We start from the raw sequence: 18456 nt of genomic DNA on the forward strand, positions 1-18456 counted from the left end.
AGTGACTTGGGTACGCGGTGCGACGATGCTGGTGATATCCGCACGGAAGATCGAGGTCGCGCACGCGAGGTTGCTGCTGAGCCGTCCTGGGTCTGGTGGAGACCGTGATCTCACCAGGAGAATGTCGGTATGGCTGCACCACGCAAGTTCGATCAGGAGACTCGTGAGCGGGCGGTTCGGATGTATCACGACCGTCTGAAGGAGGCGGGTGAGTCCAAACTCAGCGCCCGCAAGCACGTCGGCGGACTGCTCGACATCAACCCCGCGACGCTACGCAATTGGATCGAGAAGGACGCCCCGATCGACTCGGCCGAGGGCGCCAAGACGGTCGCCGAGCATGAGTCCGAGGTGCGTGCTCTTCGGCGCGAGAATGCCGAATTACGTAGGGCAAATGAGATTTTGAAGACAGCATCCGCGTTTTTCGCAGCGGCGGAGGTCGACCGCCGACTGCGGTGATCGTCGAGTACATCGACGCTCACAAAGCCAGGTTCGGGGTCGACCCGATCTGCCGCGTGCTCACCGAGCACGGGATGCAGATCGCCCCGTCCACTTACTACGCACGCAAACAAGCCGGCCAGGTCCCCGAATCGGTGCTGGCAGAAGCTTACGAGGCGCACGCGGTCTACCAGGTGTGGGAACGCAACCGCAGCGTCTACGGCGTCCACAAAATGTGGCATGCGATGGATCGTGCCGGGGTTCGGATGGGCCGCGATCAGGTCGGTCGACTTATGGGGATCTGCGGTGCCGCCGGTGCGGTCCGCGGCCAGCACCGCACCACGACGACCACCCGCGATGATCGGGCGCCTCGTTTCCCGGATCATGTTGATCGGCAATGGGATCGTCCCGATGCACCGGATCAGCTTTGGGTGGCCGATTTTACGTATGTGTGGACGTTGGCGGGGTTCGTGTATGTGGCGTTCCTCGTGGACGTGTACTCGCGGCGGATACTCGGGTGGCGGGTGATGTCGACCAAGCACACACCGTTGGTGACCAGTGTCGTCGAGCAAGCGATGTCAACGCGACGAAGAGGCATATTCGGTTTCACCACAACAGGTTTGGTGCATCACTCCGATGCGGGAAGCCAGTACACATCGTTGGCGTTCTCGGCAGCATTGCGCGACGCCGAGATCACCGGCTCTATTGGATCTGTCGGTGATGCCCTCGACAATGCCCTGATGGAATCGACGATCGGGTTGTACAAGACCGAACTCATCGACGGTCGGACCTGGTCAGGATGCGGCGACGTCGAACGAGAAACCGCCGCCTACGTGGCCTGGTTCAACACAACGCGTCTGCACTCGTCGCTGGGCTACCAGACGCCGATCGACTACGAAACCAGCTACCGTGAGCGCGTCACCCCCGAAACGGAGGTGGCATAACCAAGGCCTCCACTCGACCCAGGACGATTCACTGCACACATACCGCGGTACCCGCAGGTGCAACCGGGTGGGATGACCGACAATCGGCAGATCAGCGACCTCACGGTCCACGTGATCACGCAGCCGGCCCGACTGCCCGCAGGCCGGGCAGACGTTGCCAGGCGCCAGCAGTTCGCAAAACAGGTGCGTGCGGTCCTCGGCGTCGATCGCGGCGTCGGTTATCGACACCCCCAACTCGATGGTGCGGCAAATCGTGTCAGCAATCGCGCTACGCTGCGTCATGGGTCCTGTCGGTGTGCGGTTGTTTGTGTAGGAGCTTTCACCCTTACACCGCAGGACCCACCTACCTCTCCAGGCACACCGCCCACATCACGCGATCTTCCTCACCCCACATCTTGTGGTCGCCAGAACCTGTTTCACGCACCGTCAATCAGGAAGAGCCGTTTTGGCCTAAAGATGTGGCCACGCCCGCTGCGTACGCTGATCCCATCGACACGCAATCGCAGCAGCCCGCGCGGCAAGAATGCGGAACATGTGGGCGACCGCTGGTGCCCTGCCCGGCCTGTGATGGACTGGCCGGCAGCTACGGCATCGCCGGTCGCCTCACGTGCCTTTCGTGCGACAGCACGGGGCGACAATGCCCGACGCATGGGAAATCCTGGCGTCACTGATTGTGAATTGCGCGTGCACTAACCCGATAGGGCATGATTGCGCACGTGCCTGCTGGTTTACGAATCCTCATCGCATCTCCACTCGGACACATTGTTGCCGGTCCTCTGGAGTCGGAATTCGATGACGTCACCGTTGTGGTCGCCCGCGATGACGTCGAATTCCGCAATGCGATCGCCGCCCGTGTGCGGTTCGATGTGGTCAGCGCCGACCTGATCTTCAACCGGCCCGACCTGGAATGGACCTTCGACGGTCTCGACGTCATCGAAGGATTGCACACGGTGAATCGATCGGCGCCGGTTCTGCTCGCAACTCAGGGCCATTCGATGGAAGAAGACCACCTCGCCGAGGCACGATTGCGTGACGACGTGTCCGGCGTGATCGCGAAGTCGGACGGTCTGCGCGCACTCATCTCGGCGTTGCGCACCGTAGCGCTCGGGCAACGCCTACCCACCACGGTGCCCCGCACTTCGCGTCCCGCGCTGTTCGAACTCTTCGACAGTCGTCGCGGCACCACAGCAGCGCGACTGGCCGGGGCGATCGCCTCCGGAAGTGCCTCGGACAACGCCGGATTGGCATCAGTCGCGAAGGTCTCGCAGAACACGGCGAACAAAGTGGCGAGCAGCTACATCGGACCGATGATGCTCGCGCGCAACGAGCACGACGAACGTCTGCCGCTCACACAGGCTTCCGTGTACCGGTGGTGTGGGTTGCACGCGCGCTATATCGTCAGTTGGTGCCGTCGACACGGCCACAGCGATGTTCTCGGGTCCGCGGTGTAGCTGACCGCCCTTGATCAGCTAAACAACCGCCGCAGTTGCCGATTCACCGCCGCGAGGTCAAACGCAGTCGGATCGAACGATTGTCCCGGCGCCAAGCCGGCCCACGAGCGTCGTTCGGCGTGGTCGGGGTGGCGCGGGTCGCTGACCGCAGCAACGAAGTCTTCCCACCCGGGCGGACCGCCGACGTCCTCGAGCGGTGCCATCCCCTCTCCATCGAGGACCTCTGGATGTCGCTCGTCGGGAGCCGGCTTGATGTCGGACACGGTGATCAGGTGCGACCACCCGTCGCCGAAGTCGTACTCGTAGATCATCTGCGCGCCGGGCGCACGGAGGATGTCGCCGACCATGACGTCGTATTCGCTGTGCAGATCACCGCGACCGTCGCCGGTCAGCGCACGCTCGTCCATCCACCGTCGGCCACCGGCGATGAATTGGTGCAGATGACTGTTCTCCCAGTCGAACACCGTCTGCAGGACGTCGTGGAACTCGGTCAGCGTGGTGAGTGAATTGACGACGAGCAGCCGCCACACCGGCGGGCTCACCCCGTCGAGCTCGATCCGCACATGCAGGTCACCATCGATCGGGGCGTCGGTGAACAGGGCGTCGTCGTTGGCCGCCTGCATCTGGCCCAGTTGCGGTATCGCGGGCAGCACAGCCGGCCGGAGCGCCTCGGGCACCACGTAGGTGTCGGCTTCGAGCGTCAGCCATCCCTCCTCGATGTACGAGGCCAGCCGGCCGTGCAGCGCACGCACGAGCACTTCGCTGTATCCCAGCTTCTCCACCCAGCCGTCGATGTCGGCGCGCGTGTTCGCGAAGTTCGTGCAGCCGGCCATGATGATGGCAGCCAGACTCTCGTAGAACTGTGCGGAGAACTCGGTGTCGACGTCTTCGGGGAACATGCTGTCGATCCAGTTGGTCAATGCGTTGCGAGGAGCCTGCACCGGCGCGGCTTCCCACTCCGCCGCACTCACCACCGGCGTCGCCCGCACCGTATTCACCTTGATCAACCCCATCGCCTGCGCATAGAGCCACAGGTGGCGGAGAGGTGCGAAATTGCTCATGGAGGTGCGGCCGGCCGGCATCTCGAGGCCGAGCGCTTGGGCGAGTTCACGGGCGGCTGCCGGTTTGAGCCACCGATTCGGCGTGGTGGGGCGGCCGTCGCCCAGCCAGCCCAGCAGCACCGTGATCCGTGCCAACGGTTCGGTGGCCATCAGTGCCGCTCGTTCGGCGTCCTCGTCAACGGGTCCGATCTCGCTGGTGCCCATCATCAGCCCGACCGCAGCGGGGAGTCGCTCCTGGGCGAATGCGAGCGCATCGGGGTCACCGGCCCACCGGCCGTGCTCCGTCAAGAACCTCGCCAACGTCATGCCCGCGTAGGCGATCACCCGCGCCTGGTCGACCGGGATCGATTCTTTCTCGATCATGAACTCCAGGAAGCCACCCATGGCCTCGACGTCGTCCATCGTCCACGCGGTGGCGTCGAACTCCGGATGCACACCGGCCACCGCCTGCAACAGGATCTCGAGTTGTTCGGTGAACCCGTCGGCGGGCACCTCATCGTCGGAGAAGAGCTCGGTCGACACCCACTCCTGAAATCCGGCCGGGATCAGCGAGGATGGCGTCGTCATGGACTGCGGGAACAGCGGGACGACGTTGGATTCGCCGCGCGATGCCCGCTTGGCCTTGCGGCGATCGCGGTTCTGCTGCTTGCTCGACCTGTTCTTCGACATCACATCGCAGGGTAGTCGGACGGGCATCGCGCCTCAGCTATGCCGACGTGGTGTGCGCCACCTGTGGACGGAACTCATCGACACAGGTGGCACACCGGCATAGCACGAATGTGCTCCACGTAACGGTTGCGCCGCTGGCTATGCGAAGAACATGCCGAAGGTCAGCAACGCACTCGCACCGAAAGATGCGCCGATGACGACGGCGGCCCGTGCGTGATCGATCACCGAATCGCTTGGCTGCGACTCAGGCGCGACGGCCGTTTCCTGTGCTGCTGACATCGTGGCTTCTCCCCTCGCGGTCCCGAACTCGTTCTCAACGCTAAGGAAGCGCGAGGCCGCCATCCACCGCGTCCACGACATCGTGCCAACTTCGCGACCACGGTAACGTTCCGATAACGGCCGCCGCACTCCGCCTAGCCCGTCGGATCCGGGTCGACAGCGTCCTTGATCTTGCCCATCACACCCTTTTCGGTACCAAAAGCGGGCTTGCTCGGCTCACCCAACGCGCCGTCGTAGGTGGCGTACAACTTGGGGTCCGGCGGCGGACCGGACTGCTTGTCCCCCAACGGCTGCGGATCGACCAGGAAACCCATTTCGTGCTTGCCGTCGGGCGCGGTGCCGTGGGCCCATCTGCCCTTGTCCGCGTCGGGGCCGTCGGACAGGTGCCACAGGCTCGTCGCGTGTTCGGTGTGTTCCTCGTCGAGCAGATCGTCGGGCGCGATGGTGTCTTCGAGGCCGTCGGCTTTGAGTTCATCGATGGCGGCCAGCCACAGATTCTGGTGATAGGTGTCGCGAGCCAGGTTGAACCGCAACATGTCCTTGACGCCCGGGTCGTCGGTCATGTGGAACAGCCGGGCAGTTTGCAGCCGGCCCTGCGACTCCACTGCAGCATTGGAACGGAAGTCCGCCAGCAGGTTTCCGCTCGCGACGATATAGCTTCCGTTCCACGGCACACCGTTGCTGTTGGCCAGCATCGCTCCGCCGCCGGACACGATCGCCTGCTGCGGATCCATTCCACCCAGCACAGCTGCAACCACCGGGTCTCCGGCCGCGTTCTTCGTCGAGTCGGTGGCGGGTGCACCTTCCAGCAACCGTGCGATCATGGTGGCGATCATCTCCACGTGGCCCATCTCCTCGGTGGCGATGTCCATGATCAGATCTTTGTACTTGCCCTTCATGCGGCAGTTCCAGCCCTGCATCAGGTACTGCATCGTCACCGTCATCTCGCCGTAGGCGCCGCCGATGAGCTCCTGCAATTTGTGCGCGTAGACGGGATCGGGCTTTTCTGGCTTGACGTCGAACTGCAGGTAGTCGGTGTGGCGAAACATGTTCTCTCCTCAGATGTGCAGTCATGCTCGATGCCGACGCGTTGCTGCGAGGAGCGCATTGCTGGTTCGCACCTGGAGACCGCGGTCGGCGAGGCCGCCACGGCGGAGGGTTGAACCGCAACGTGACGTCGGAATGCCCCCGTAGGCACAACCCCAAACGTCGGTCCGAGATACCGCTGCGCGGTTTGAGTTTCCATCCTCGGGGTATTCGAGGACGCCTCGTGCGAGGGCGACAGAGTTCGCACAGCGGAAAGCACGAACGACAGAGAGGTTGCGACGTGAGCGCGTCAGACGTGGTGTACACAGTGGTGGCCGAGCGGTCCACGACAACGACAGCGGTGGGCTGGATCGGCTACATCATCATCGGTGGGATCGCCGGATGGCTGGCCAGCAAGATCATGGGCACCGATGCCCAGATGGGCATTCTGCTGAATGTGGTCGTCGGCATCATCGGTGCATTCCTGGGCGGATTCCTGCTCAGCTTCGCCTTCGACACCGCCAGTGGCGGATGGTGGTTCACCTTCTTCACCGCCCTGCTCGGGTCGGTGATCTTGTTGTTCCTGGTGAAATTGGTGACCGGTAGACGCTGACCCGATCCGAACGTGCGGCACAGTGACTGGGTTTGAGGTGTCACCGGCCCGGTAACCCTGCTGCCGCGCACAGCGATGTGGAGTGGTTGCCCGAACAGGTGCCGCCCCACGTCAACCATCGACGTCATGGAGGATCCGATGAGTGACAATGTGTACCGCGTGACCGAGATCGTCGGTTCGTCGACGACCAGCATCGACGACGCGATCAAGGGAGCCATCTCCCGGGCCGGCGCGACGCTGGAGCACGTGGAGTGGTTTGAGGTGGTCGAGACCCGTGGCCACGTCGAGAACGGTCAGGTAGCCCACTTCCAGGTGACCTTGAAGGTCGGGTTCCGTCTCAACGAGGCCTGACCTCAGCCGACGCTCGTCACCGACGGCGGTGCGGAACCACCCTCGCTTGCCTGGGTGCTCATCAACCGGATGACCGCACGCCGATCGGCGTCGGACGGCAACCCCATCCCGGGCTCGTACCCGTAGACCGCGTCCAGCGGCGTGGAAACGGTGCGGCCGGTGAGGATGTCGACGGAATCGCAACCGATCAGGCCGGGATGCTCGACGCCGCACGCCTGCGCTACCTTGAGCAGGTCGCGACGCAGCGTGCGGATGTAGTTCGCTTCCCGTTCGGCTTTTACCTCGGGAACCAGACCGCGCGCCAGCCAATCATTTTGCGTCGCCACCCCAGTGGGGCAGGTGTCGGTATGGCACTTCTGTGCCTGGATGCATCCGATCGCGAGCATCGCCTCGCGGGCGACGTTGACCATGTCGATACCCAAAGCGAACGCGACGATGGCATTGTCCGGCAGGCCGAGTTTGCCACCGCCGATGAAGGTGACTTTTTCGCTCAGTCCGCGTGCGGCGAAGATCCGATACACCTGCGCGAAGCCGATCTGAAACGGCAGTGACACACTGTCGGTGAAGATCAGCGGCGCTGCACCCGTACCGCCCTCACCGCCATCGACGGTCACGAAATCCGGTCCACGGCCGGTGGATTCCATCAGCTCGGTCAGTTCGTACCAGAAATCGAGGTCGCCGATCGCCGCCTTGATGCCGACGGGCAGCCCCGTCTCTTCGGCGAGCAATTCGATCCAGTCGAGCAGACTGTCGGTGTCGGAGAATTCGGCGTGACGCGACGGGCTGACGCAGTCGCGGTCGCGCGGGATGCCTCTGGTTCGGGCTATCTCGTCGGTGACCTTGGCCGCCGGTAGCAGCCCACCGAGACTCGGTTTGGCGCCCTGACTCAGCTTGATCTCCAATGCCCGCACCGGCGCCGACGCGACGACGTCGCGCAGGAGCGTGAGATCGAAGCGGCCGTCGTCGTCGCGACATCCGAAGTAGGCGGTGCCGATCTGAAAGATCAGCTCGCCACCGTGCCGGTGATATCGGGAGATCCCGCCCTCACCGGCGTTCTGCAGACAACCGGCCAGTGCCGCACCCCGATTGAGTGCCTCGATCGCGTTTCCCGACAAGGAACCGAAACTCATCGCCGAAATGTTGACCACCGACTCCGGCCGAAACGCGTGTCGACGATCGTGCGCCTGCCCGATCACCTTGGCACAGGGCACGATGGCCGAGTGGCCGGCCTGCGGCGTCGATTGCGGCACCGACCGGGCGAAAGTCCGATGCTTGATCACCGCGTAGCCCGACGTGAACTCGAGGTCGTTGTCGGTGCCGAAACCGAAGTAGTTGTTCTCCTTCTTCGCCGACGCGTACACCCATCGGCGCTGATCACGGGTGAACGGGCGTTCTTCGTCGTTGGCTGCCACGATGTACTGCCGCAGTTCGGGGCCGATCGACTCCAGCCAGTAGCGGGCATGACCAAGCAATGGATAGTTGCGCAGCAGCGCGTGTTTACGCTGGAAGAGGTCGCGGGCGGCGACCGCAGCGACTGCGGACGCGGCCCCGGCGACGATGGCCGACACCGTCCTGCTCATGACTGCAGGATTCCCATAGGTCGGCTACCGAAACCCTGGTGTCGCGGGCAAGCGAGCACCTCAGTTGCGCCACCAGCTGTCGTACGGATCCACCGGCAGCGCCCGCTTGTGGCGCGTACGCAGGTAGGTGGATTCGATGACGTCGGCGGCCGCGGCCTCGACATCTTCGCCCTGCAGGTAGCGGTCGATGTCGGCATAGTTGACGCCGAGGGCTTCTTCGTCGGGCAACGCCGGGCGGTCGTCTTCGAGGTCGGCGGTGGGCACCTTGGTCCAGGTGCTCTCCGGCGCTCCGAGGTGGCGAAGAAGTTGCGCACCCTGACTTTTCGTCAGCCCGGCCAGCGGGTTGACGTCGCTGCCGCCGTCCCCATATTTGGTGAAGAATCCGGTGACCGCCTCGGCCGCGTGATCGGTGCCCACCACCAACAGGTTGCGCTCCCCCGCGATCGTGTACTGCGCAATCATTCGTTGGCGCGCCTTGATATTGCCTCGGACGAAGTCGCTGATCTGTTCGACCCCAAGGCCCTGCGCGGCAGCTGACGACGCCGCGTCCACCATGGACTTGATGTCGACGTTGCAGGTGAGGGTAGGTGCGATGAACTCCAGCGCGATGTCGACGTCGGCTTGATCGGACTGCTGTCCGTACGGCAGCTGTACCGCGACGAACTCCGCGTCACCGGAGATGCGTTCGACGGCAAGGCGGCTGAGCCGTCCAGCCAGGGTGCTGTCCTGCCCGCCGCTGATGCCGAGGACGTATCCGCGTGCCGGAGTAGTGCGCAGGTAATCGGCCAGGAATGTGACGCGCCGTTCGACCTCGTCTGCGGGATCGATGGTCGCGGCCGGGTGCAGTTCGCGTCGGATCTCGTCGCGGAGGCCGGTCATGTCAGCGTGTCCCTTCCGATCGTGTGTCGCTGGTTCGGGAGTTGTCGGCGAGCTCCAGCAGTAGGTCCAGGCTGCGTCCGATGGTCTGCGCCAAGACGGTCTCGGGTTCACCGTCGAAGACGTGGTGTTCGGTCCAGACCTCGCCGCGCCGGTACATGCCGAACCACACCGTGCCGGGCGGCACATCTTCCTGGCACTGCGGTCCCGCTTCCCCAGTCACCGCCAGCGCCACATGAGCGTCCATGAGTTCGGCGACACTTTTTGCCATCGCTCTGGCGGCGTCCTCACTCACCACTGGGCCGGGCGGTGCGTGCAGCACGGCATGCTTGACCTCCTTGCGATAAGCGACGACGCCTCCGCAGTACCAGTCACCCGACGCCGTGGCGCGGCCCAGATGGGAAGCGAGATTGCCCGCGGTGAGTGACTCGGCGGTGGCCACCGTGAGCTCATGACGTCCGACGAGTTCTGCGAGCTGCTCACATCGTTCGTGCACCTGTTCGTCGGTCGGTACACGATCTTCGGGTTCGGTCACCACATCCGCCTCCTCATCGATCACGGGTTCTAGCGAATACCCGCTGCGCGTCGGCAGCGAAACCTGCCGGGTGTGTTGTGCTCCCGGAATGTCCGCAACGTCACGCTGGAGCACGTGGAATGGTTCGAGGTGGTCGAGACCCGTGGCCACATCGAGAACGCTCAGGTCGCCCACTTTCAGGTGACCTTGAAGGTCGGGTTCCGTCTCAACGAGGCCTGGCCTCCTGGTGCACCGGTTCCCGGTCTTTCATGATCGGCTTCTTCGGGATTCTTCGCCGTCGCGGTCTCCGTCGTGATACAACGTGGCGCGAAGCGTGTTCACGCCGGCGGCGACTGCACTCAATCGATTGTCGGTGACCTCGACGGGGTCCGGAGAGTCTCCGTGTCCGAGCTGGCGCACGACCGAGGCCAGCGCACCGGCACCTGCTGGATTCGGTGGTGCGTCTGCGTTCAGGCGATCATCGGCGTAGGCGGATACCGCATCGGCAAGTCTGCTGGTCGCCGCGATCGCCGGAATCCACGCTCGTGCCACGGTCTCTGCGGGCGGAGGTTCGGACAACGCGCGCTGCATCCGGATGTCGAGATCTGACAGCGCGCGATAGGCGTTCCGCCGGGCAGAAACCAACGCGGTGTGACGTTCGGCTGCCGTGCGGCCGTGCTCCGGGATCGGGGTGGCTGCGGTGGTGAGGAACGCAGCGATCCTCTCGGTCGCGGTGGCGAAGGTCGCCGCGACCCACGCCTGTCGGCTGTGCGGCCAGATCAGGTATCCGAACACGAGCACGATGGCCCCACCCAGCACGGTGGCCGCGATACGCTGCCAGGCGTCGTTCACCGACTCCGTACCCGGACTGATGAGATCGATCAGCAGGATCACCACAGGTGTGATCGCCACGGCCTGCAGCGCATAGGACCGCAACATCAGATACGGAACAGCGGCGGCAAGCAGGCCGATCGCGATCCCGATGCCGAGACCTTTCGGGACGACCACGATGATGATGCTGGCGACCGCCGCGCCCGCGATGGTGCCCAGGACACGCAGGATTGCCCTCGAGAACACCGATCCGAAGTCCGGCTTCATCACCAAGCACACCGTCAGCGGCACCCAAAACCAGTGGGTCGACGGAAAATACAACTTGGCGGCCACCGCGATGCCGAAACAGAGCGCGAGCCGGCCGGCGGCCGCCACCACCTCGCCGCCAATGGCCGGAACAGTCACGGGGTGCCGTACCATCCGACCGTCGTGACCGTGGCGCACAGCCTCCGCCAGTTCGGTCATACTCTGCTCCAGCGGAGAGGGGCGCGGTGACGGGCCCCCGGGAATGCTCGTCGCACTTTCGGTCGCCGTCGTCGACGTCGCTTCCTTCTCTGCGCTGACGACCGTGGTCAGCGCGTCCAGCTGTCGAGCAACGGCGTCGACGGCGCTCACACTTCGCTCTCCGATCAACAGCGCCTCGACACGTTCGGCGTCGAAGATGACTGCACTGGTCAGATGCCATGTACGCAACGAATCGGTGCCGGGGACGGTCAACTCCGCGATGCGCGTCACCGCGGTTCGGCGCGCGGACTCGCAGTCCTTTCGGGCCGCCGGGCACCGGTCGCCGCCGTCGCGGAGGTCAGCGCTGCGGGCGTGCGCCAGGCCCGCCAGGCTGTGCAGCATCTCCTGTAGGGCCAACCGCTGGGGCCGTCGTGGTGCGATCACCATTTCGACGGCCAGCAGTGCCGCATAGATGATTCCGCCGACGAAGTACAGTGCCAGCGGTATCCACCAATTGGAGATACTCGAGACCCCGATCGCGATCGACGCGATCACCAGAAACTGCATCCCGGCGACCGAGAATGCGGGCCCCAGACCGGCGATCAATCCGCATCCGAGAGCAAGAGCGACCATCACCAGGATCATCGCTGCCCACGGAATGTGCTGCAGGAACCCGAGAACGTATCCGGTGGCTGCGATCGGGGTGGAGATCAGAATGATCGCAAAGTTCAAGCGGTAGGTGCCCGCACGCTCGCCCGCCGCCAAGAGCAGCCCCGCCAAACCGATCCACATTCCGGTGAGGACGCCGTCGATCAGCACGCCGACGATGAACGGGCCGCCGACGACGATGCCGCTTCGAATCATGTGCCCCACCGGCATTGTGGCCGGCTTGAGGCGGACCATCTCCCTGATCCACGGAGCCGGATGAGCTCGGGAGACGTCGGCGGTGCCGGGAGTTCGCGAGCGCACGGTCACCTCCTCAGAGTGGCGAGCAGTCGATCACCGGAGAATACGAGCGACGAACGGCGTTGAGTCCGGCATGGATGCCAGGACCGCGCTCGAGTGATCGTCGTCGGGGTACACGCGGATTTCGACCGGCTGATTGTTGGCTTTCATCTGCGCATACAGGGAGAGCGCCGACGGTGCCGGCACATCTGTGTCGCGCAAGCCCTGCCCGAGGAAGATCGGTCGGTCGTAACCCTTATAGGGCGTCGACATGTAGCGGTGGAGTGCCGGTACGAGCCCGGGAAGCGATGCCAAGGGGGCAGAGAACCAGGACGCGACGTGGTCCCCCGCCAGAGCATTCTTCAGGATGGGATAGCAGGTCTCCCGGCCTTCCGCGAGCCGCGCAACACCTTTCGGGGTCATGACCGAACTCACCCGCAGGTCGGGCCGAGCCTCGTCGAGGCCGGCGAGAATGTAGGCCGTATAGGCGTTCAGGCCACCCGGAAGAGCAAAGGGTGGGACCGCAGGACCCAGATTCTGATACAGGTACTCCAAGTTCGCCGGAATCCCAGTGGCCACCACACCTCGATAGTCCAGTTTCGAGCCGGCGCTGAACTCGGTGGCGTAACGCGCGCCGTTCAATGCTGCAGCCGCGCCCTGGGATTGGCCGATGATCGCCCATCGTGGCGACAGCGGGAGATCCATCCGATGCGAGGCCATGACGGCATCGACGATTGCGTGGGCAGCCGTGACCCCGTTCAGATAGCTCATCAATCCCGGCGTACCCAGTCCCACGTAGTCCGCGGCAACGACTGCGTAACCCTGGTCGAGCCAATGGCCGAGGTAGGTGACGTCGCGGGCACTGCGTGGAAATGCAGAGGGGGTGCACGCGTCGGCCATCCCGACGGTTCCGTGCGCCCACGAGATCACCGGCCATCCGCCAGCAGGTGCCGACCCCTTGGGAACGAACACCGCACCGGTACTGGTTGCCATGACGCCGTGCTGGTTCGGCGTCGAGAACTGGATCCGGTAGGCCTCGGCCGCCGCCGGAAGAGTCAGCGATTCGGCCAACGGGGCCTGCGCGATCAGTGTCCCCGACCGCCCGGGTATGGGGCCTGAGTAGTCGGTGACGTCGAGCCCCGACCAGTTCGGCGTACCCACCGACACGTCGTCGTCGGCCCGGGCATCACCTGATGTGCCTGCACTGGCGGCCACTGCCAACAGCACTGCCAGCACAACGATCCAGAATCGTGACCTCGCGTTCACTCTCACGGGTCGGGACAGTAGCCGGTTGCGTCGCGAGCGGTGGCCACTGATGTGACTTCCGCGGAGATCTGTCAGCAATCTGCAGGCAACTGGCACGTTTTTTGCGTCGCGAGTTCCCATCTGTGCATGCTCGGGTGCGATCACGTCGTATGAGGTGTGGCACGGGATCGGTGTAACCATTGCCGCACAAGCAACGATGTGAAGGTCGGTGCTGTCCGGGACGTGAAGGAGGAGCGCGCCGATGCCGTACCTCGGCTTGATCTACCTGGTGATCCTCGTGATCGCGCTGATCGACATCATCAACACCGACGACGCGCGCGTCCGCGGCCTACCGAAACTGGCGTGGGTTGCACTCGTGGTGATCATCCCCCTTGTCGGCGCCTTGCTGTGGTTGGCGTTCGGCCGCCCGGCCGCCGATGAGTTCCCCCGCCGTACTCGTTCCGGTGGCGGCAGCGAGTTCCCGGAATACGACAGTCCCGGCCGCTACATTCCGGCCGACCCGGAGGCCGATCGCGAGTTTCTTCAGCAGCTTCGCGACCGTGCCGAACAGCAACGCCAGGCCGCGCGGGAACAAGAGCGCCAGAAGCGAGAGCGCAATGACCCACCTCACGACTGACGTCGTCGGCGACCGGAACGTGACGGGTGCGATGACGACCGATCACGCCGCGCGCCCGACGGTGTCCCGCCCATGACATTGACTGCGAACGGCCTCAGCCGGACGTTCGGGCGCCACGTCGCGGTGGCGGGTGCCGACATCTCGGTGTCAACAGGGTCGGTCACCGGACTGGTCGGCCCGAACGGCGCCGGCAAGACCACCCTGCTGCTCATGCTCGCCGGACTGCTGCAACCCGATTCCGGCACGATCACCGTCGACGGGACCGAGATCGACGCACCGCGGCTGCGATCGATGGTCGGATGGATGCCCGACGTGTTCGGCACCTGGGACAGCCTGACCGCCGGCGAGATCCTGTCCACCTTCGGTCGACTGCACGGGCTCTCCCGTGCCGACGCGCGACGTCGGGCCGTCGAACTGCTGGAGTTGGTGCACCTGTCCGAGTTCGCCGACCGTCCCGCGCACGAACTGTCGCGCGGGCAGAAGCAGCGGTTGGGGTTTGCGCGCACGCTGGTCCATCGTCCCCGCGTGCTGCTGTTGGACGAGCCGGCCTCCGGGATGGACCCTAGATCCCGGGTGGAGTTGCGCGATCAACTACGCACCCTGGCCGATGACGGTTGCGCCGTGTTGATCTCGTCGCATATCCTCACCGAGCTGTCGGAGATGGTCGACGACGTGATCATCATGACCGAAGGCCGCACCCGCCCCTCCGAACTGTCGGCGGGACATCGCTGGCGCATCCGAGAGGCGGGGCAGCCCGCAGCGTCGGCGACCACCATGCGCTTCGCCGACGAACAGGTCGCCGCTCAACATCTCGCCGAACTGATCACCGCGGGCCGACAGGTCGTCGAGTTCGCCCGCGTCGACACCGAACTCGAGGACGCCTACCTGGCACTCGACGCCGACAGGACGTGACGATGACCGCCACCAGTGAGACGATGCCGACTGCCGGCCCGCCGACGCCGCGCTCCCGACGGTTCCGGCAGTGGTGGACGGTCGTCAGCGTCCTCGTCGGCCTCGAGGTGCGCCAGCGGGTACGCACCACCCGATGGAAGATCACCCTGACGGTGGCGTTCCTCGTCATCTCGGCGGTGGTGTTCGGTTCGATGTTCATCGCGTTGAGCCCGGCGGGCGCCGCCTACCGCGACTGGGCACAGAACCTGTACACCATCGTGCTGGGCACCCTGCTGTTCCTGGGCATCGTGTTGGCACCCACACTGACCGCCACGGCGATCAACGGCGACCGCAAGGACGCCACCCTCGCCGTGGTACAGGCCACGCCGATCAGCAATTGGCAACTCGCCGCAGGCAAACTGATCGGCAGCTGGGTGAGCTGTCTGGCGTTGCTGATGGTCGCCCTGCCATATGTGGTGTGGGCGATCGTGGCTGCGCCCTACGGCATCGGATCGGGCGTCCTCGGTGTTGTCGTCTGCGCCCTGCTGTTCGCCTGCTATTGCGGTATCGGACTGGGGTTCTCGGCGCTGACCTCGCGCCCGGCCGGGTCGGCGGTGTTGACGCAGGCGACGGTGTTCTTTCTGCTGCTGGGACTTCCGGCGTTGTTCGGCCTGCTCTACACCACGACAGCCCAAGAGCATGAGGTGGTGCGCGCGCAATATTCGTGGCCGGACGAATTTTCCGAACCGGTCCGGACTCCCCCGCCCTGCGCGGATGTCGAGGTGACGGAGACCTTCCATCACACCGAACGCATCTGGTGGCTGCTCGCGCCGAACCCGGCGTTGATCGTGCCCGACATCGTTGCTCCGCACGACAATCCGCCGGTGCATGGCTGGGTGTCGGACACCTCCCCGGCCGGCCCGACCCTCGCCGCGCCGGTCGCGGAGATGCTGTCGTCGACGCGCATGGGCCCCTACGTCGATGCACCGAAGTGCGCCGAGCAGACCGTCTACTACAGCAGCTCCGGCGACAACGGGCCGAGCGCGTTCTATCGCGATCAGCGTGCGCACCAGCACGCCCGCATCGGCGACAGCTGGTATATCGGGCTGCTCATCAACGTCGCGTTCGGCGGGATCGGGTTGACCATCGCGGCGCGACGCCTGCGGGTGCCGGCCGGACGATTGCCCAAGGGTGTACGCATTGCCTGACGCGCGTATGAGCGATGGACACGTGACCTAGTGGATCGAAATGATCGCGTGACGCCCTATACCTAGATCTGCTACCCTAGCTGCTCTAGGTATAGGAGTTGGATGTTCATCGACAAGGATCTCGTGGCCGCCTCGGCAACCCCGCTGGTGTTGGGGATTCTCGCCGACGGCGAGTCTTATGGTTACGCGATTCTCAAACGGGTCAACGAGCTCTCCGGTGGGCAGATCCAGTGGACCGACGGGATGTTGTATCCGCTGCTGCACCGCCTGGAGAGGCTAGGACTCGTGTCGTCGTCGTGGGGCGTCTCGGATACGGGACGTCGGCGCAAGCACTACGCGATCAGCCCCGCCGGCCTCGAGATGCTGGCGCAACGTCGTGCCCAGTGGGATGTCGTGGCCGATGCGCTGGATCAGGTGTGGCGCAGTATTGCGCTGCCACCAGCGGCTGAAGGGAGCGCCTGATGGACGCCGACGCAGAATTGGAATCGCAGATCGGACAGTGGCGCGGGTTCGTCGAACGTCATCGCGCGATCTCCGCGGCCGACGTCGATGAGATGGAAGACCATCTGCGCAATCAGATCTCAGATTTGTCGGCGAACGGACTGATAGACGACGAGGCGTTCCTGGTGGCGGTCAAACGGATGGGCGACGTCGACTCGATCTCTCGTGAGTTCGCGCGTGAGCATTCCGATCGGCTATGGAAGCAACTCGTGCTCATGCCCGAGACCGATCGCCCCGGCGATCACCCCGCCCGTCGTGACCTGTCCGCGACGATCGGACTCGCCATCGTCGCCGGAGTTGCCGTCAAAATCGGGTCGACGATCCTGCCCGAGAACGACTTCGCCCGTAACGTCGGACTCTTCGTGCTGCCGTTCCTCACCGGCTACTTCGCGTGGAAGCGGCAGATGAGGCCGCGCACCGCGGCGGCGCTGCTGTTGCCGTTCGCCGTGGCGGCAGTCGTCTTGAACGTGTACCCCTTTACCGAAGACGGCGCCACGGAGATCATCGCAGCACTGCATGCCCCGATCGCGCTGTGGTTCGTCGTCGGCGTCGCGTATGTCGGCGGCGAATGGCGATCCGACCGCCGACGGATGGATTTCATCCGCTTCACCGGCGAATGGCTGGTCTATCTGGCCTTACTCGGCCTCGGCGGCGGGGTGCTGATCGCCCTCACGATCCAGGCGTTCGACGCCCTCGGCATGGATGTCGAGTCGGTGGTCGAAGGCTGGGTACTGCCGTTCGGTGCGGCCGGTGCGATGATCATCGCGGCGTGGTTGGTGGAGGCGAAACAAGCTGTCGTGGAAAACATCGCGCCGGTACTGACGCGTGTGTTCACCCCGCTGACGACGGTCATGCTGTTGGTACTGCTGGTCGCGCTCGCGGTGCGAGGCAGCGCGATCGACGTCGACCGCGATCTGCTGATCTTGATGGACGCCATCCTGGTGCTCGTCTTCGGGCTACTGCTGTACGCCATCTCGGCCCGCGATCCTCTGCTGCCGCCGGACGTGTTTGATCGTATGCAGCTGATCCTGGTGGTCAGCGCGCTGGCGGTCGACGCCCTCATGCTGGCCGTGATGCTCACCAGGATCACTCAATCGGGGGTCACCCCGAACAAGGTGGTCGGCTTGGGCATGAATGCGGTGCTGCTGGTCAACCTGTTCTGGTCTGCGTGGCTGCTCGTCGAATTCCTCCGCGGCCGTGCGGGATTCAGCGCGATGGAACGCTGGCAGACGCGGTATCTGCCGGTCTTCGGGATCTGGGCGGCGCTGGTGGTGGTGGTCCTACCCCCGACGTTCGGTTTCGCGTGACCGGGTCGGCCCGCGCACTTTTTTCTTTGGCTGGGCGTCGTTTTCCGTCGACTGGGCGCCCCTTTCCGTTGGCTGGGCGCGGCGGTCATCAACCGCCGGCGTGCGGCGGACGCGGCAACGGGTTGATGGTGTCGCTGTCCCACGTGACCGAGTTGTTCGGTTCAGTCGAGACGACCTCGAGATCCGCCGATCTCAGCAATTGATCGGCACATTCATGGCTACACCCGATATAGGTGGCCGTCAGGTCGACGTCAGAGGCCACCACCCACGCACGATCCGCCGGCCACCACAGGCTCGGTCCGTGGCCCTGGAAATCCTTGCGCGCATCCGCGACTCGCCCGTGAAACAGGTAGTGGTTGCGGCCGGGCAAGCATACCCGCGGCCCAGCACGATCGACGCCGACGAAGCTCTGACCTTCCCACACCGCGAACCAACAGTCGTCGGGCGTGGTGGTGTGCGCCGCCACGACATCGGCGAGTGTGGCGCGCTGCTCGACGACCAGTTCACCGCGCTCCGGACTCTCCGCCCACACGGTCCCACCGCCCCCGCTGCGACCACGCCCATTGGTGATCGCGGCCCATTCGACGGTCGGATGGATAGCGGCGCCAGTCTCCTGTGCGACAGTCGACCACCGAGTCCAACCGCCCT

The 18456-nt window shown here is 64.7% G+C and carries 18 protein-coding genes, 2 pseudogenes and 1 other annotated feature; of the genes and pseudogenes, 10 read left to right on the plus strand and 10 right to left on the minus strand.

The features are described from left to right. The first annotated feature begins 129 nt into the window (after nucleotides 1-129). A protein-coding gene (locus VX037_RS22335) for an IS3 family transposase (protein ID WP_328715907.1) occupies nucleotides 130-1379 on the plus strand; the annotation gives its coding sequence in 2 pieces (ribosomal slippage) (nucleotides 130-424 and nucleotides 424-1379; 1251 coding nt in all). Beyond that, nucleotides 414-545 (plus strand) — a sequence feature (AL1L pseudoknot). Its footprint overlaps the gene before it by 132 nt. Nucleotides 1380-1403: 24 nt before the next feature. Here the strand turns inward: VX037_RS22335 and VX037_RS22340 are convergent. After that, a pseudogene (locus VX037_RS22340) lies at nucleotides 1404-1661 on the minus strand (transposase family protein); the annotation flags it as partial. Between the two features lie 422 nt (nucleotides 1662-2083). On the opposite strand from VX037_RS22340, the gene VX037_RS22345 reads away from it, so the two are divergent. Beyond that, nucleotides 2084-2830, plus strand: coding sequence for a response regulator (locus VX037_RS22345; RefSeq protein ID WP_268900573.1), 747 nt, complete (start codon nucleotides 2084-2086; stop codon nucleotides 2828-2830). A gap of 14 nt (nucleotides 2831-2844) precedes the next feature. Here the strand turns inward: VX037_RS22345 and VX037_RS22350 are convergent, their stop codons facing one another. The 3 genes from VX037_RS22350 to VX037_RS22360 all read right to left on the minus strand — a co-directional run bounded on the left by VX037_RS22350 (nucleotide 2845) and on the right by VX037_RS22360 (nucleotide 5888). Next, nucleotides 2845-4560, minus strand: coding sequence for a plasmid pRiA4b ORF-3 family protein (locus tag VX037_RS22350; RefSeq protein WP_328715909.1), 1716 nt, complete (start codon nucleotides 4558-4560; stop codon nucleotides 2845-2847). Between the two features lie 138 nt (nucleotides 4561-4698). Then, nucleotides 4699-4839: a hypothetical protein gene (locus VX037_RS22355; RefSeq protein WP_328715910.1), complete on the minus strand. Its 141-nt coding sequence runs from the start codon at nucleotides 4837-4839 to the stop codon at nucleotides 4699-4701. 134 nt (nucleotides 4840-4973) lie between these two features. Beyond that, on the minus strand, nucleotides 4974-5888 hold the full coding sequence (locus VX037_RS22360) for a manganese catalase family protein (RefSeq protein ID WP_328715912.1): 915 nt from the start codon (nucleotides 5886-5888) through the stop codon (nucleotides 4974-4976). A gap of 278 nt (nucleotides 5889-6166) precedes the next feature. Between VX037_RS22360 and VX037_RS22365 the strand changes: the two genes are divergently transcribed. Beyond that, a complete protein-coding gene (locus tag VX037_RS22365) occupies nucleotides 6167-6478 on the plus strand; it encodes a GlsB/YeaQ/YmgE family stress response membrane protein (protein WP_235725958.1) in 312 nt (103 codons plus the stop codon). Nucleotides 6479-6616: 138 nt separating this feature from the next. Beyond that, nucleotides 6617-6829, plus strand: coding sequence for a dodecin (locus tag VX037_RS22370; protein WP_235725957.1), 213 nt, complete (start codon nucleotides 6617-6619; stop codon nucleotides 6827-6829). A gap of 2 nt (nucleotides 6830-6831) precedes the next feature. On the opposite strand, the gene VX037_RS22375 is transcribed toward VX037_RS22370, so the two are convergent. Genes VX037_RS22375 through VX037_RS22385 form a run of 3 tightly spaced genes read right to left on the minus strand, consistent with a single transcriptional unit; the run spans nucleotide 6832 to nucleotide 9823 of the window. Beyond that, entirely contained in the window at nucleotides 6832-8409 is a 1578-nt protein-coding gene (locus VX037_RS22375; RefSeq protein ID WP_328715914.1) for an FMN-binding glutamate synthase family protein, read from the minus strand. 60 nt (nucleotides 8410-8469) lie between these two features. Next, complete coding sequence (gene nadE / locus VX037_RS22380; protein WP_328715916.1) at nucleotides 8470-9288, minus strand: ammonia-dependent NAD(+) synthetase; 819 nt, start codon at nucleotides 9286-9288, stop codon at nucleotides 8470-8472. A gap of 1 nt (nucleotide 9289) precedes the next feature. Further along, entirely contained in the window at nucleotides 9290-9823 is a 534-nt protein-coding gene (locus VX037_RS22385) for a CinA family protein (protein WP_442903736.1), read from the minus strand. A 99-nt stretch (nucleotides 9824-9922) separates the two neighbouring features. Here VX037_RS22385 and VX037_RS22390 point away from each other — a divergent pair. Beyond that, nucleotides 9923-10072, plus strand: a pseudogene (locus VX037_RS22390) (dodecin family protein); the annotation flags it as partial. On the opposite strand, the gene VX037_RS22395 reads toward VX037_RS22390, so the two are convergent. After that, nucleotides 10067-12043: an FUSC family protein gene (locus VX037_RS22395; RefSeq protein ID WP_328715917.1), complete on the minus strand. Its 1977-nt coding sequence runs from the start codon at nucleotides 12041-12043 to the stop codon at nucleotides 10067-10069. The pseudogene VX037_RS22390 and the gene VX037_RS22395 overlap by 6 nt on opposite strands. 30 nt (nucleotides 12044-12073) lie before the next feature. Further along, complete coding sequence (locus tag VX037_RS22400) at nucleotides 12074-13261, minus strand: alpha/beta hydrolase family protein (protein WP_442903737.1); 1188 nt, start codon at nucleotides 13259-13261, stop codon at nucleotides 12074-12076. A 265-nt stretch (nucleotides 13262-13526) separates the two neighbouring features. Here VX037_RS22400 and VX037_RS22405 point away from each other — a divergent pair, with 265 nt between their 5' ends. The 5 genes from VX037_RS22405 (at nucleotide 13527) to VX037_RS22425 (ending at nucleotide 17808) form a co-directional block, all read left to right on the plus strand. Then, on the plus strand, nucleotides 13527-13901 hold the full coding sequence (locus VX037_RS22405; RefSeq protein WP_328715919.1) for a PLD nuclease N-terminal domain-containing protein: 375 nt from the start codon (nucleotides 13527-13529) through the stop codon (nucleotides 13899-13901). Nucleotides 13902-13973: 72 nt separating this feature from the next. Continuing rightward, the gene (locus tag VX037_RS22410) at nucleotides 13974-14813 is read left to right on the plus strand and encodes an ABC transporter ATP-binding protein (RefSeq protein WP_328715921.1); all 840 of its coding nucleotides are present in this window, start codon (nucleotides 13974-13976) and stop codon (nucleotides 14811-14813) included. 2 nt (nucleotides 14814-14815) lie between these two features. Further along, nucleotides 14816-16000, plus strand: a complete 1185-nt coding sequence (locus VX037_RS22415; RefSeq protein WP_328715923.1) for an ABC transporter permease — start codon at nucleotides 14816-14818, stop codon at nucleotides 15998-16000. Between the two features lie 102 nt (nucleotides 16001-16102). Further along, complete coding sequence (locus VX037_RS22420) at nucleotides 16103-16462, plus strand: PadR family transcriptional regulator (RefSeq protein ID WP_328715925.1); 360 nt, start codon at nucleotides 16103-16105, stop codon at nucleotides 16460-16462. Further along, nucleotides 16462-17808 carry a permease prefix domain 1-containing protein gene (locus VX037_RS22425; protein WP_328715927.1) on the plus strand — a complete coding sequence of 449 codons (1347 nt, stop codon included), beginning with the start codon at nucleotides 16462-16464 and terminating at the stop codon, nucleotides 17806-17808. Before VX037_RS22420 ends, VX037_RS22425 begins: the two co-directional genes overlap by 1 nt. An 88-nt stretch (nucleotides 17809-17896) precedes the next feature. Here the strand turns inward: VX037_RS22425 and VX037_RS22430 are convergent, their stop codons facing one another. Then, nucleotides 17897-18340 (minus strand): hypothetical protein, encoded by a 444-nt coding sequence (locus VX037_RS22430; protein ID WP_328715928.1) that lies wholly within the window; start codon nucleotides 18338-18340, stop codon nucleotides 17897-17899. Nucleotides 18341-18456 lie beyond the last annotated feature (116 nt).

Origin of the sequence: Gordonia sp. Z-3 (assembly GCF_036233855.1) — a bacterium.
Taxonomy (GTDB): Bacteria; Actinomycetota; Actinomycetes; order Mycobacteriales; family Mycobacteriaceae; genus Gordonia; species Gordonia tangerina.

What these genes read in the sequence shown, in the direction of transcription:
- VX037_RS22345 (WP_268900573.1), top strand. Translation starts at nt 2,084, where the DNA reads ATGATTGCGCACGTGCCTGCTGGTTTACGAATCCTCATCGCATCTCCA.
- VX037_RS22350 (WP_328715909.1), bottom strand. Translation starts at nt 4,560, where the DNA reads ATGTCGAAGAACAGGTCGAGCAAGCAGCAGAACCGCGATCGCCGCAAG.
- VX037_RS22355 (WP_328715910.1), bottom strand. Translation starts at nt 4,839, where the DNA reads ATGTCAGCAGCACAGGAAACGGCCGTCGCGCCTGAGTCGCAGCCAAGC.
- VX037_RS22360 (WP_328715912.1), bottom strand. Translation starts at nt 5,888, where the DNA reads ATGTTTCGCCACACCGACTACCTGCAGTTCGACGTCAAGCCAGAAAAG.
- VX037_RS22370 (WP_235725957.1), top strand. Translation starts at nt 6,617, where the DNA reads ATGAGTGACAATGTGTACCGCGTGACCGAGATCGTCGGTTCGTCGACG.
- VX037_RS22375 (WP_328715914.1), bottom strand. Translation starts at nt 8,409, where the DNA reads ATGAGCAGGACGGTGTCGGCCATCGTCGCCGGGGCCGCGTCCGCAGTC.
- nadE (WP_328715916.1), bottom strand. Translation starts at nt 9,288, where the DNA reads ATGACCGGCCTCCGCGACGAGATCCGACGCGAACTGCACCCGGCCGCG.
- VX037_RS22405 (WP_328715919.1), top strand. Translation starts at nt 13,527, where the DNA reads ATGCCGTACCTCGGCTTGATCTACCTGGTGATCCTCGTGATCGCGCTG.
- VX037_RS22410 (WP_328715921.1), top strand. Translation starts at nt 13,974, where the DNA reads ATGACATTGACTGCGAACGGCCTCAGCCGGACGTTCGGGCGCCACGTC.
- VX037_RS22415 (WP_328715923.1), top strand. Translation starts at nt 14,816, where the DNA reads ATGACCGCCACCAGTGAGACGATGCCGACTGCCGGCCCGCCGACGCCG.
- VX037_RS22420 (WP_328715925.1), top strand. Translation starts at nt 16,103, where the DNA reads ATGTTCATCGACAAGGATCTCGTGGCCGCCTCGGCAACCCCGCTGGTG.
- VX037_RS22425 (WP_328715927.1), top strand. Translation starts at nt 16,462, where the DNA reads ATGGACGCCGACGCAGAATTGGAATCGCAGATCGGACAGTGGCGCGGG.